Source organism: Staphylococcus sp. HMSC070D05 (assembly GCF_001815595.1).
GTDB classification, from domain to species: Bacteria; Bacillota; Bacilli; order Staphylococcales; family Staphylococcaceae; genus Staphylococcus; species Staphylococcus hominis.
The window spans coordinates 154773-169403 of record NZ_KV821090.1; the positions used below are offsets into that span (position 1 = coordinate 154773).

At 30.1% G+C, this 14631-nt stretch carries 12 protein-coding genes and 3 pseudogenes; all 15 read left to right on the forward strand.

Translation table 11 applies throughout. From position 1 onward, the window contains the following. The first annotated feature begins 228 nt into the window (after positions 1-228). The 15 genes and pseudogenes from HMPREF3046_RS01115 to rpmG all read left to right on the forward strand — a co-directional run bounded on the left by HMPREF3046_RS01115 (position 229) and on the right by rpmG (position 14586). The gene (locus tag HMPREF3046_RS01115; RefSeq protein WP_083316351.1) at positions 229-852 is read left to right on the forward strand and encodes a transcriptional regulator CcpN; all 624 of its coding nucleotides are present in this window, start codon (positions 229-231) and stop codon (positions 850-852) included. 10 nt (positions 853-862) lie between these two features. Further along, positions 863-1675 (forward strand): pyruvate, water dikinase regulatory protein, encoded by an 813-nt coding sequence (locus HMPREF3046_RS01120; protein WP_070715737.1) that lies wholly within the window; start codon positions 863-865, stop codon positions 1673-1675. A gap of 63 nt (positions 1676-1738) precedes the next feature. Then, positions 1739-2960 (forward strand): annotated as a pseudogene (dnaG, locus tag HMPREF3046_RS01125) (DNA primase); the annotation flags it as partial. Positions 2961-3121: 161 nt separating this feature from the next. Next, a pseudogene (locus HMPREF3046_RS11635) lies at positions 3122-3547 on the forward strand (DnaB-like helicase N-terminal domain-containing protein); the annotation flags it as partial. A gap of 273 nt (positions 3548-3820) precedes the next feature. Then, entirely contained in the window at positions 3821-4927 is a 1107-nt protein-coding gene (gene rpoD / locus HMPREF3046_RS01130) for an RNA polymerase sigma factor RpoD (RefSeq protein WP_053029511.1), read from the forward strand. A 103-nt stretch (positions 4928-5030) separates the two neighbouring features. Next, on the forward strand, positions 5031-5720 hold the full coding sequence (locus HMPREF3046_RS01135; RefSeq protein WP_070715740.1) for a tRNA (adenine(22)-N(1))-methyltransferase: 690 nt from the start codon (positions 5031-5033) through the stop codon (positions 5718-5720). Further along, the gene (locus tag HMPREF3046_RS01140; RefSeq protein ID WP_070715742.1) at positions 5710-6813 is read left to right on the forward strand and encodes a Nif3-like dinuclear metal center hexameric protein; all 1104 of its coding nucleotides are present in this window, start codon (positions 5710-5712) and stop codon (positions 6811-6813) included. The genes HMPREF3046_RS01135 and HMPREF3046_RS01140 overlap by 11 nt, the downstream gene beginning before the upstream one ends. Before the next feature lie 24 nt (positions 6814-6837). After that, entirely contained in the window at positions 6838-8184 is a 1347-nt protein-coding gene (locus HMPREF3046_RS01145; RefSeq protein ID WP_070715745.1) for a DEAD/DEAH box helicase, read from the forward strand. A 9-nt stretch (positions 8185-8193) separates the two neighbouring features. Continuing rightward, positions 8194-9084 (forward strand): deoxyribonuclease IV, encoded by an 891-nt coding sequence (locus HMPREF3046_RS01150; protein ID WP_070715747.1) that lies wholly within the window; start codon positions 8194-8196, stop codon positions 9082-9084. 120 nt (positions 9085-9204) lie between these two features. Next, a complete protein-coding gene (locus tag HMPREF3046_RS01155) occupies positions 9205-9981 on the forward strand; it encodes a metal ABC transporter ATP-binding protein (RefSeq protein WP_070715749.1) in 777 nt (258 codons plus the stop codon). 56 nt (positions 9982-10037) lie between these two features. Beyond that, positions 10038-10909 (forward strand): annotated as a pseudogene (locus tag HMPREF3046_RS01160) (metal ABC transporter permease). Further along, positions 10887-11309, forward strand: a complete 423-nt coding sequence (locus HMPREF3046_RS01165) for a Fur family transcriptional regulator (protein WP_070715752.1) — start codon at positions 10887-10889, stop codon at positions 11307-11309. Before HMPREF3046_RS01160 ends, HMPREF3046_RS01165 begins: the two are co-directional and overlap by 23 nt. Positions 11310-11539: 230 nt before the next feature. Then, positions 11540-12142, forward strand: a complete 603-nt coding sequence (locus tag HMPREF3046_RS01170) for a superoxide dismutase (protein WP_070715754.1) — start codon at positions 11540-11542, stop codon at positions 12140-12142. Positions 12143-12268: 126 nt separating this feature from the next. Next, complete coding sequence (locus HMPREF3046_RS01175; protein ID WP_070715755.1) at positions 12269-14314, forward strand: peptidoglycan D,D-transpeptidase FtsI family protein; 2046 nt, start codon at positions 12269-12271, stop codon at positions 14312-14314. 122 nt (positions 14315-14436) lie between these two features. Beyond that, the gene (rpmG, locus tag HMPREF3046_RS01180; RefSeq protein WP_002449881.1) at positions 14437-14586 is read left to right on the forward strand and encodes a 50S ribosomal protein L33; all 150 of its coding nucleotides are present in this window, start codon (positions 14437-14439) and stop codon (positions 14584-14586) included. The last annotated feature ends 45 nt before the right edge of the window (positions 14587-14631 follow it).

Consider the following 14631-nt stretch of genomic DNA (forward strand, 5'->3'; position numbering starts at 1 on the left):
ATATAGTGGTAACAGAATAACCCGCGGTTCCACCCAAATTAGTGTAGACACTCGCTTTTATGTAATGATATTGATAAGCCAATTTTTGAAATGTTAAGCTTCCACCAACCTTAACTCGCTTAATCATATTTTAATTCATAGAAAATTTAATAGCAAGGATTTATATGTATTTGTAGGTATATATATAAATAGGTATAATAAAAATGAAATTAAAAGGGGTGAAGACCTATAGAATTAAGTAAAAGACAAGAACAAATAATTGAAATAGTTAAGGATGGGGGCCCGATAACAGGTGAACATATAGCAGATCAACTTAATTTAACTCGTGCTACTTTACGTCCTGATTTAGCTATTTTAACTATGTCTGGTTTTATTGAAGCTAGACCACGCGTGGGTTATTATTATTCAGGTAAATCCAAGAATAAATTAGTCAGTGATCATTTACGTCAATATATAATAAAAGATCATATGTCTCTACCTGTTATCGTTAAAGAAGATATGACAATTTATGATGCTATATGTACTATATTTTTAGAAGATACAGGAACATTATTTATTACTAATCAAAAAGATGAATTGATTGGTGTGAGCTCGCGAAAAGATTTGTTACGTGCCTCTATGATTGGTCAAGATGTTCATACGATGCCTATAAGTGTCATCATGTCACGTATGCCTAATATTGTTTATTTAGAAGAAGAAGACCTCGTCATCTATGCAGCGAGTCAAATGATAGATAAAGAAATTGATTCAATTCCCGTTGTTAGAAAAAAAGAAAATAGCAAATATAAAGTTGTAGGTAGAATATCTAAAACAACAATAACAAAATTATTTGTTTCATTATTTAAAGAATAGGTGATAAACAATGGAAAATATAAAGATAATCATTGCATCTGATTCAATAGGAGATACAGCTGAGTTGGTTGCTAGTGCCTGTGTTGCTCAATTTAATCCTAAAGCTTGTAAACATGGTTTTTTGAGATATCCTTATATAGAAACCTTTAAGGATATAGATGAAGTTATACAGGTCGCTATAGATAAACATGCAATTATTGTATATACGTTAGTAGAACCAGAAATCAAAGCGTATATGAAGAAAAAAGTAGACGATTTCTCTTTAAAAGCTGTTGATATCATGGGTCCTCTAATGACACTACTTAATCAAACGCACGATGAGGAGCCGTATAATCAGCCAGGCAGAGTTCATAAATTAGACGATGCTTATTTCAAAAAAATAGATGCCATCGAATTTGCGGTAAAATATGATGACGGTAAAGATGCGAAAGGATTACCTAAGGCAGATATTGTTTTAATTGGCATTTCAAGAACTTCTAAGACGCCTCTTTCTCAGTATTTAGCCCACAAAAGCTATAAAGTAATGAACATTCCTCTAGTTCCAGAGGTAACACCACCAGATGAATTATTTAAAATTAATCCAAATAAATGTATAGCATTAAAGATTAGTGAAGATAAACTTAATTTAATAAGAAAACAACGACTTAAACAATTAGGATTAGGTGAACATGCTAGATATGCAACTGAAGATAGAATTAAAGAAGAATTTCAATATTTTGAAAAAATTGTCGAAAAAATAGGATGTCCTGTTATTGATGTATCTGATAAGGCTATTGAAGAAACAGCAAATGATGTTATACAAATTATTGAAAGTAAAGCATAAATATTTAAAAATCTTTTATAAAAGTGTATAATATTATGACTACTATTTAATAGGTGATATATATTGCGTATAGAACAGTCTGTAATCAACGAAATAAAGGAAAAAACAGATATTTTAGATTTAGTAAGTGAATATGTGAAATTAGAAAAAAGAGGACGCAATTACATTGGTTTGTGTCCTTTTCATGATGAAAAAACACCTTCGTTTACAGTTTCTGAAGATAAACAAATATGCCATTGTTTTGGTTGTAAAAAAGGGGGGAATGTTTTTCAATTTACTCAAGACATTAAGGACATTTCATTCGTAGAAGCAGTACAAGAACTCGGAGAACGCGTTAATATAAAAGTAGATATTGGTCATTCTAATCCATCTACAACTCAAATAGCATCCGAAGACTTAAAAATGATTGAAATGCATGAATTAATTAATGAATATTATATGTATGCATTAATGAAATCAGTAGAAGGTGAAGAAGCTTTAAATTATCTCGAAAATCGTGGCTTCACTGAAGAATTAATAAAATCTCGTGGAATTGGGTATGCGCCTAATAACGCTCACTTTTGTCATGACTTTTTACAACAAAAAGGATATGACATAGAACTAGCTTATGAAGCTGGTTTGTTATCACGTAACGAAGAAAATTTTAGTTACTACGATCGTTTTAGAGATCGCATCATATTTCCTTTAAAAAACGCTCAAGGAAGAATTGTCGGTTTCTCTGGTAGAACTTATAACAATCAAGAACCTAAGTATTTAAATAGTCCTGAGACACCGATTTTTCAAAAGAGACGGCTACTTTATAACCTTGACAGCGCAAGAAAATCAATTAGAAAAAATGATGAAGTAATGTTGTTAGAAGGATTCATGGATGTGATTAAAGCTGATTACGCTGGATTAAAAACTGTAGTAGCAAGTATGGGTACAGCATTATCAGAAAATCACATTACAGTTTTAAAAAAATTAACCTCTAATATAACTTTAATGTTTGATGGAGACTTTGCTGGTCAGGAAGCCACTTTAAAAACTGGAGAGCATTTACTTAAACATGGATTAAATGTATTTGTAGTACAATTACCAAAAAACATGGATCCCGATGAATATATAGTTAAATTCGGTAAAGAAAAATTTATAGAATTTATAAATAATGAGAAGAAATCGTTTATTATTTACAAAGTTCAATTCTATCGAGATGAAATTGAAAATAATGATCTAGCTTATGAGCGTCACTTTAAAGAGATTACTGAAGATATTTCATTTGTCAGATCTTCAATATTAAAAAATAAAATTGTGAATGACGTAGCTGATATTTTCAATATTGATGCCAATACTATTATGTCCAATGTACATCAACAACCTGAATTTATCTCGTATGAAGAAGACTATATTGGGAATTCCAATGATAACTCGAATTCAAACTCTCAAAATTTAAATATTGTTTTTACACATTTAAACAAAAGTGAAAAAGCACAAAGAGCTTTATTAAAACACTTTATGATGGATAAAGATGTCTTTCTAAATTATAATCGACAACTTGAAGAAAATGATTTTACGAATAAATATTTCCAAAGTATTTTTAAAGCGCTAACCGATTATTATTCTGAAAATGATTACTATTCGATTAGTGATTTAATATTATACATTGAAGATAAAGATATTAGAGAAGCAATTATACAGCTTGATGATTATGAATTAAATCGAGAACCTTATGATTTAGAAATTGAAGAATATATTTCAATTTTAAATGAAAACAAATATGAAGATTCTATCGAAGAACTTAATCATAAATTAAAAGAAGCACTTAGAATTGGTGACGTAGAATCTCAAAAGTATTATTTACAAATGATAGTTAATAAAAATAAGCAACGCATGTAGATGAACATTTAAATTAAAGGAGTATAAACGAATATTAAACTTTTAATATAGTATTTATATTTAATAACCATTACTGTATAATGGTTATTATGCTTTTTTAAAGGGTAGACAAATAATAAGTTAAATATTTATGAAATAAGGATATCATTTTTATTACGTATAGAATGATAATATTTCATGTTTATTATAAAATATACTTTTCTTATTATAATAATTTATTATATAATTAAATATCTTAATTGAAAGCTTAAAATACGATTGGGAGGCCTTTTCATGTCTGATAACCAAGTTAAAATCAAAAAACAAACAATTGATCCAACTTTAACATTAGAAGATGTTAAAAAGCAATTAATTGAAAAAGGTAAAAAGGAAGGTCATCTAAGTCATGAAGAAATTGCTGAAAAGCTGCAAAATTTTGACATGGATTCCGACCAAATGGATGATTTCTTTGACCAACTAAATGATAACGATATTAGTTTAGTAAATGAAAAAGATAGTTCAGATACAGATGAAAAATTAAATCCAAATGACTTAAGTGCGCCTCCAGGTGTTAAAATTAATGATCCTGTAAGAATGTACTTAAAAGAAATTGGACGTGTAAATCTTCTTAGCGCACAAGAAGAAATTGAATTAGCTAAGCGTATTGAACAAGGTGATGAAATAGCAAAATCTCGCCTTGCAGAAGCCAACTTGCGATTAGTTGTAAGTATTGCAAAACGATATGTTGGTCGTGGTATGCTTTTCTTAGACTTAATCCAAGAGGGGAATATGGGTCTTATCAAAGCAGTAGAAAAGTTCGATTTTAGTAAAGGATTTAAATTTTCTACTTATGCTACGTGGTGGATTAGACAAGCCATTACACGTGCTATTGCTGACCAAGCTCGTACTATACGTATTCCTGTGCATATGGTTGAAACTATTAATAAGCTTATTCGCGTACAAAGACAATTATTACAAGACTTAGGTCGTGATCCTGCTCCTGAAGAAATAGGTGAAGAAATGGATTTACCACCTGAAAAAGTTCGTGAAATACTTAAAATAGCTCAAGAGCCGGTATCCTTAGAAACACCAATAGGTGAAGAAGATGACAGTCACTTAGGAGATTTTATTGAAGATCAAGAAGCACAAAGTCCTTCTGACCATGCTGCTTATGAGTTATTGAAAGAACAATTAGAAGACGTTTTAGATACACTTACTGATAGAGAAGAAAATGTTTTACGTTTAAGATTTGGCCTTGATGACGGACGAACTAGAACATTAGAAGAAGTGGGTAAAGTGTTCGGTGTTACAAGAGAACGTATTCGTCAAATCGAAGCTAAAGCGCTTAGAAAATTAAGACATCCAAGTCGTAGCAAGCGTCTTAAAGATTTTATGGACTAAGATTAATGCTAAATCTGAGTTAACGATAGATGTTATGTATAAAGAAATTTGAGGCTAAGACAATACTATGTCCTAGCCTTTTTTTATAATAAAGGAGATAACAATGATATCATTAAATCATAGATTAAAAGTTGTAAGCCAATACTTATTACCTAATTCATTAGCTGATATCGGTTCTGATCACGCTTATTTACCTATTTATGCATTACAATATCATCTATGCGATGATGCTATTGCTGGTGAAGTAATAAAAGGACCTTATAAAGCTGCTAAAACGAATGTAGCACAGCATCAACTTACTCAACATATCGATATTCGATTAGGTGATGGTCTTAGTATACTAACTGAGAAAGATAAAGTAGATAATATCACAATTTGTGGAATGGGTGGACCTTTGATAGCGAAAATATTAGATGAAGGTAAGGATAAACTTGCACATCACCCACGTCTAATTTTGCAAAGTAATATTCAAACTGAAACCTTACGCAAGACACTTCAACATCTTAATTATAATATTATTGCTGAAGAAATTTTAGAAGAAAAAGGACATATCTATGAAATTGTAGTTAGTGAATGGAAAGAAAATCTTAATCTTCTTAATAAGAAATCACTTAAATTTGGTCCTATTCTTTTAAATAATAAAAACGATGTCTTTATAAAAAAATGGGAAAGAGAGTTAGTAGCTTTAGAGCATATTCGTAATCAATTGAATCCATTACAACATCATGAGAGACTAGAAGAGATAGAAGAAGAGATATCAATGATAAGAGAGGTGCTCTATAATGAAAATTAAAGAACTAATGTCAATTATTGATCAACACGTTCCCCTTAAAACTGCTGAAAGCTGGGATAACGTGGGTTTATTAATTGGAGATTACACTAAAGAGATAACAGGTATTTTGACAGCATTAGATTGCACAATGGAAGTAATAGAAGAGGCAATTAGCAAAGGATACAATACAATTATTGCACATCACCCTTTAATTTTTAAAGGTGTTAAATCATTGGTTAATGATGGATATGGTAAATTAATACACGTGCTTATTCAAAATGATATTCAACTTATTGCTTTGCACACCAATTTAGATAATCACATTGATGGTGTCAATGAGATGCTAGCAAAAAAATTAAATTTAACTAATATTAGATTTTTAAATGAAGAAGAATCTTTTTACTATAAAGTACAAACTTACATTCCAGAAGAAAATCTAGAATCATTTAAATATCATTTAAATAATATTGGTTTAGCAAAAGAAGGGAATTATGAGTATTGTTTCTTTGAGTCCAAAGGTACAGGTCAATTCAAACCAGTTGGAGAGGCTCGCCCTCATATTGGAGAACTAAATCGAATTGAATATGTAAATGAAGTGAAGCTAGAATTTATGATTCGTAAAGATCAATTAAATATTGCTAAAAATGCAATTATTAATTACCATCCTTATGAAACACCTGTATACGATTTTATTAAGATAACGACATCTGCTAATTATGGTCTGGGAAAAATAGGCGAACTAAATGAGCCGTTAAATTTAGAAGATTTTGCTAAATATGCTAAAGAACATTTAAATATTCCTAGCGTTCGTTATACAGGTCCTTCGGAAGCGTTAATTAAAACAGTTGCTATTATCGGAGGTGCTGGCATCGGTTTTGAAACTAGTGCTTTTAAAAAAGGAGCAGATGTTTTCGTTACTGGAGATATAAAACATCATGATGCACTTGATGCTAAAACTAATGGTATTCATTTATTAGATATCAATCATTATAGTGAGTACGTTATGAAAGAAGGACTTAAAGACTTACTAGGACGATGGTTATTTAGTAATGATAATAAGCAGTTTAATATAGAAGCTTCAGAAATAAATACAGATCCCTTTAATTATATTTAAAACAATACAAAGGAGGCCAGATTAATGGCTAATCATCCGTTTGAAATATTTAAATTAAATCCAAATCTTATTGATGCAGTTAAAGATTTAAATTTTAATAAACCTACTGAAATTCAAAATAGAATTATTCCACGTATAAAAAAAGGAACCAATTTAATTGGTCAATCACAAACCGGTACTGGCAAATCACATGCCTTTTTATTACCTTTAATAGATTTAATTCATACTGACATTAAAGAACCTCAAAGTATCGTTGTTGCACCAACTCGTGAATTAGCACAACAATTGTATAAAGTGGCTAGTCATCTAGCTAGTTTTCAATCAGATATTAAAGTAAGTTTATTTATTGGTGGTACTGACATAGAGAAAGATAAACAACGAACAAATCATCAGCCTCAATTAGTGATCGGCACACCAACACGAATCAATGATTTAGCTCAGAGCGGACATTTGCACATTCATAAGGCATCATATTTAATTATCGATGAAGCAGATTTACTCATTGATTTAGGTTTAATAGAAGATGTTGATTATATTGCTGCTCGTTTAGATGAAAATGCTAATATTGCAGTCTTTAGTGCAACAATTCCAAAATCGTTAGAGCCGTTTTTAAATAAGTATCTTAGTCACCCTGAATATGTTGTAGTTGATAATAAATCCCAAAATAAAAAAAATATTGAATTTTATTTGATTCCTACTAAAGGAACTGAAAAAGTTGATAAAACTTTGCAATTAATTGATATACTAAACCCATATCTATGTATTATTTTTTGTAACAGTAGAGACAATGCAAATGAACTTGCTCAATCTCTTAATGAGTCTGGTATTAAAGTTGGTATGATTCATGGCGGTTTAACACCTAGAGAACGTAAACAACAAATGAAACGTATTCGTAATTTAGATTTCCAATATGTTATTGCAAGTGATTTAGCTTCAAGAGGAATTGATATAGAAGGCGTTAGTCATGTAGTAAATTTTGATGTTCCTAATGATATTGATTTCTTTACTCATAGAGTGGGTAGAACAGGACGTGGAAATTATAAAGGCGTGGCTATAACGTTATATAGCCCAGATGAAGAACATAATATTTCTCTTATCGAAGATAAAGGATATCATTTTGATAATGTTGATATTAAAAATGGAGAACTTAAGGCAATTAAAGCGCACAATACACGTCATAAACGTGAACGTAAAGATGATCATTTAACAAATCAAGTAAAACATAAAGTAAGAAGTAAATCTAAAAATAAAGTTAAACCAGGCTATAAAAAGAAATTTAAACAAGAAGTAGAAAGAATGAAACGACAAGAAAGAAAGCAATACAGTAAACAACGTAGCAGACAACAACGAAAAAACAATAAAAAAGGTTAGGTGAAATAAATGTTAATTGGCTCACATGTATCAATGAGTGGTAAAAAAATGTTAGAAGGATCGGCTGAAGAAGCACATCAATTTGGTGAATCAACATTTATGATTTATACAGGTGCACCTCAAAATACAAGAAGAAAAAGTATAAACGATTTAAATATTGAAAAAGGGCATAAGGTTATGGAACAATATGGTTTATCAAATATTGTTGTACACGCTCCTTACATAATAAACATAGGAAATACAACGAAACCTGAAGTTTATGAATTAGGTGTTAATTTCCTTCAAAATGAAATTGAACGCACGCAAGCTATAGGAGCGAAAGATATTGTCTTACATCCAGGTGCACATGTAGGTGCCGGTGCAGATAAAGGAATTAATCAGATTATCAAAGGATTAAATGAAGTTTTAACACATGATCATGATGTACGAATTGCACTTGAAACAATGGCTGGAAAGGGAACAGAAATTGGACGTAGTTTTGAAGAACTTGCTCGTATTATTGATGGTGTGACACATAACGATAGGTTATCTATTTGCTTCGATACCTGTCATACACATGATGCTGGTTATAATATCAAAAACGATTTTGATGGCGTTTTGAATGAGTTTGATAAAATCATTGGAATAGACCGTATTAAAGTTGTTCATGTAAATGATAGTAAAAACGAGAAAGGTGCACATAAAGATCGACATGAAAATATTGGTTTTGGATATATTGGTTTTGATGCCTTGAATAATGTGGTACATCATGAAGCTTTTAAAAACATTCCTAAAATCCTTGAAACTCCTTATGTAGGAGAAGATAAGAAAAATAAAAAGCCACCTTATCGCTTTGAAATCGAAATGTTAAAATCTCAAATTTTCGACCCCAAATTAAAAGAAAAAATATTGAATCAATAATTAAAATAAGAGTAAGATAGTATAATCTACAAAGAGACTATCTTACTCTTATTTTAATTCGTAAACATTACTATTTACAAAAAACATATATAATTGTATAGTATTTAGCGAGGTGAAAAGATGAATCAACCTGTTTTTGAATTAAAAAATATTGATTATTATTTTGATAATAAACAAGTATTAGAAAACATTAATATCCGAATTAATAAAGGTGACTTTCTTGCAATTGTTGGTCCTAATGGAGCTGGGAAATCTACTCTTTTAAAAGTTATTCTTGGCTTACTACCATTACAACACGGTGAAATATACATTGACGGGAAATCTTATAAAAAAAATACTCAATCTGCATTAAAAATTAGTTATGTGTCTCAAAAAGCCAATGCTTTTACTGCAGGATTTCCTGCTAGTGTGAAAGAAGTCGTTTTAAGTGGTTTAACTAAAACGAAAAGAATTTTTCAGTGGTTTAATAAAAGTGATGAAAAACAAGTAGATAATGTTTTACATCGTTTAAATATTCATCATCTAAAGAATAAAAATATTGCAGAATTATCAGGTGGACAACAACAACGTGTACTAATTGCACGCGCTTTAATTTCAAATCCATCCGTCTTAGTATTAGACGAACCGACAAATGGGATTGATGCAAAACACGTGAATGAATTCTATGCAACCTTGAAACATTTAAAGGAAGAAGGTATAACGATTATTTTAGTTACTCACGATATAGGCGTTGTGGTAGACACAGCTACAAAAGTCGCTTGTTTAAATAAACATCTTCATTTCCACGGTTCTACTGAAGAATTTAAGTCTCTTGATGAAGTTGAAATTTCAAAAATATATGGTCATCCAATTAAATTTGTTGATCATCAACATAATCGTTCATGCTGTAAAGCATAAATTTAAATAGGAGTTAATTATGATAAGTATATGGATTGAATTAAGAGGTGAATATCATGATTGAAGCATTGTTAAACTTTGATTTTATGAGATATTCACTTTTAAGTGGGATATTGATTGGTTTTATTGCACCTTTAATTGGTGCGTTTATAGTGGTAAGGCGATTATCATTAATTGCTGATGCTTTAAGTCACGTCACACTAGGCGGTATTTCGTTTGGAATGTTTATTATTACCTTATCACCAGCATTAGCATTTATAAACCCTATGTGGTTTGGTATAATCTTTGCAATAGTTGGAGCTTTACTTATAGAAAAATTAAGAACTTCATATTCAAATTACCAAGAAATTGCAATTCCAATTATAATGAGTGCAGGAATTGCATTAAGTGCAATTTTTATTTCTCTAGCTGATGGATTCAATCAAGAAATTGTTGGGTTATTATTCGGATCAATTAGTGCTGTAAACTTAAGTGACTTAGTCACAATTACAATCATTTCAATCGTCGTATTATTATTCATTCTTTTATTATACAAAGAATTATTTATTTTATCTTTTGATGAGGAATATAGTAAGGTTATAAATATTCCAAAATGGATTCAGTTTTTATTTATAACGATTGTTGCTATGGTTATTTCTGCATCAATGAGAGTAGTAGGAATTTTACTCGTGAGTGCATTAATTACATTACCTGTGGCTATAGCAATGCGATTAACTAAAGGATTTAAACAGTTGATTATCTTAAGTATTATTATAGGTGAATGTTCTGTTATTCTAGGTCTTACCTTTGCATTTTATATTAATATATCTCCTGGTGGTGTCATCGTGGTATTATTAGTTCTAATTTTAGGAATAACGATGTTACTACAGAAAACTAAACGAACTACCAAAAAGGAGCATTAAATTATGAATACAAACGACGCTATTAAAATTTTAAAAGACAATGGGTTAAAATATACTAAGAAAAGAGAAGATATGATTAATATCTTTGTTAATGAAGATAAATATATTAATGCTAAATATATACAACAACAATTAGACAATGATTATCCAGGTATATCTTTTGATACTATTTATCGTAATCTTCATCTTTTTAAAGATTTAAATATTGTTGAAAGTACAGAATTAGATGGAGAAATGAAATTTAGAATCGCTTGTACTAATCATCATCATCATCATTTTATATGTGAGAATTGTGGAGATACAAAAGTAATAGATTTTTGTCCAATTGATCAAGTTAAGCAATTTCTACCTAATGTAGATATTCATACTCATAAATTAGAGGTATATGGTATATGTGAAACTTGCCATAATAAAGGTATAAATTAAAATGAGAAATGTTCTGAGACGTAAATAAGCGTCTCAGTTTTTTTATAGGTCAAAAGTCTGAATTTTTTCTAATATTGAAATATATGTTTAAAAACTACTAAAATGAGATATAAAAAGAGTATAATAAGAAATATGACAACTATGTGAATAATATTTAGAGCAAATGATTTGTTGCACATCACATAGCTTGTTATTATTTATGTAAAGATAATTTAGGAGGATGATTATTTATGGCTTTTGAATTACCAAATTTACCATATGCAGTAGATGCATTAGAACCACACATTGACAAAGAAACAATGGAAATTCATCATGACAAACATCATAACACTTATGTTACAAAATTAAACGCTGCAGTTGAAGGTACTGATTTAGAATCTAAATCAATTGAAGAAATTGTTGCAAATTTAGATAGTGTACCTGAGAATATTCAAACAGCAGTACGTAATAATGGTGGAGGTCATTTAAATCACTCATTATTCTGGGAATTATTAACTCCTAATTCTGAAGAAAAAGGTACTGTAGTTGATAAAATTAAAGAACAATGGGGTTCTTTAGATGAGTTTAAAAAAGAATTCGCTGATAAAGCTGCAGCACGTTTTGGTTCAGGTTGGGCTTGGTTAGTAGTAAATAATGGAAAATTAGAAATTGTTACTACTCCAAATCAAGATAACCCTATTACTGAAGGAAAAACTCCAATTTTAGGCTTAGATGTTTGGGAACATGCTTATTACCTTAAATATCAAAATAAACGTCCAGATTATATCAGTGCTTTCTGGAATGTTGTAAATTGGGAAAAAGTAGACGAGTTATACAATGCTGCTACAAAATAATAAATAAAAATATTTATTAGTGATCTCTTTTTGGGAGATCACTTTTTTTATGAAAAATATAGAAAAATTATACAATTTCATATATCATTTATAAGTATACATGATTAATAATTGAGGTCGGTTGTCTTGCTTAAAAGATTAAAAGAAAAATCAAATGATGAAAAAATAAAATATACGATGAATAAGCGAATTAGTTTTATATTTGGTGCGATTGTTTTGATTTTCGTATTAATTGTCCTAAGACTAGGATATTTACAAATTGCACAAGGGGCACATTATAGTCAATTAGTGAAAAATGATGAAAATATTACTGTCAATGAGTCCGTACCACGAGGAAGAATACTAGATAGAAATGGCAAAATTTTAGTTGATAATGCTTCGAAATTAGCAATTACCTACACTCGTTCTAGAAAAACAAGTCAACAAGACATGTTAAATACCGCTAAAAAATTAGCTAAACTTATTACAATGAATACTGATAAGATTACAAAGCAAGATAAACAAGACTTTTGGATACAAAATCATCCAAAGGAAGTTAATAAATTAATGAAAAAAGAAACAACTATGCTTAACAATGGTAGCATAAGTCAAGAACAGTACGAGAAACAATTACATAGTAAAATTACAGATACTCAATTAAATAGTTTATCTAAGCATGATTTACAAGTATTAGCTATATATAGAGAAATGTCAGCTGGATCTACACTTGATCCGCAAATGATAAAAAATGATGATGTTAGTGAAAAAGAATATGCTGCTGTTTCTCAACAATTGGATAATTTACCTGGTGTCAATACTTCAATGGACTGGGATCGAAAATATCCATATGGTGAAACTTTAAGAAGTATATTTGGTAGTGTCTCTACACCTTCTGAGGGTATTCCTAAAGAATTAACTGAACAGTATTTAGCAAAAGGATATTCTAGAAATGATAGGGTCGGGAAAGCTTATCTAGAGTATCAATATGAAGACATTCTACGTGGTAAAAAGAAACAGCTAAAATACACTACTGATAAATCTGGTAAAGTTATCAGTTCTAAAGTGATTAACCCTGGATCACGCGGAAATGATTTACAACTAACAATTGACATAGATTTGCAGAAAAAAGTTGAGTCCCTATTAGAAAACGAAATAAAAACACTGCGTAGTCAAGGCGCAACCAACATGGACAATGCTCTTGTAGTTGTTCAAAATCCTAAAAATGGTGATATTCTTGCAATGGCTGGAAGACAAATTGATAAAAACGGTGAACTGCTAGATTATGATTTAGGTAACTTTACTGGCCAATTTGCAGTCGGTTCTTCTGTTAAAGGAGCAACCTTATTAACTGGTTATCAAAATCATACTATCAAAGTCGGTGAAGAAATGATTGATGAACCTTTACACTTTAGAGGCGGACTAACTAAACGATCTTACTTTAATCAAAATGGCAAAGTCCTAATTAACGATAAAGAAGCATTAATGCATTCTTCAAACGTATATATGTTTAAAACTGCTTTAAGACTAGCTGGTGATCCTTACTCAAGTGGTATGAGTTTGCCTAATAACATTGAAGAAGCTGGTCAAAAACTAAGAAAAGGTCTAAATCAAGTAGGATTAGGTGTTAAAACAGGTATCGATTTACCTAATGAAACAATTGGTCAAATTGAACCATTAACTAATAATCCAGGCAATTATTTAGATTTATCAATAGGTCAGTATGATACTTATACACCTATTCAACTTTCACAATATATATCTACAATTGCAAATAATGGTTACAGAGTACAACCACACATTGGTTTAGCTATACATGACGCAACAAATAGTGATCAAGTAGGACCGATAAAAGATAAAATTAAAGGTAATATACTAAATAAAGTCAATAATTCTCAAGATGAGATAGATGAAGTAAAACAAGGATTCAAGATGGCTTTCAATGAAAAAGATGGTACAGGCTATGCAAGCTTTCATAAAACTGTTGTGCCATCAGCTGGTAAAACTGGTACTGCTGAAGTTTATCAAAATGGACAACCTAGAGTTAACTCAACATATATAGGTTATGCGCCTATTAAAGATCCTAAATTAGCTTTTTCTATCGTATATACTAATCAACCTGTTCCACCGCCATGGTTAAATGGAGGAGATTTAGGAAGAGATATCATTAATTACTACTTTAAAAATGAAAAATAATTTGAATAACCGTTGATAAGATGCTTTTCTATTTAACACTAGTAAAAATTAATACTTTTCAATTAATCGTCTAAGTGGTATGATAATAAAGTCGTATTTAGAAAAGGTAAGGAGGTATAATCATGCGCGTAAACGTAACATTAGCTTGTACTGAATGTGGTGACAGAAACTACATTACTACTAAAAATAAAAGAAACAATCCTGAACGTATTGAAATGAAAAAATATTGTTCACGTGATAACAAACAAACTCTACATCGTGAAACTAAATAATAGTAAAAGTAAAAAGAGTCCGGGACATAAAGTATCTGGATAAGT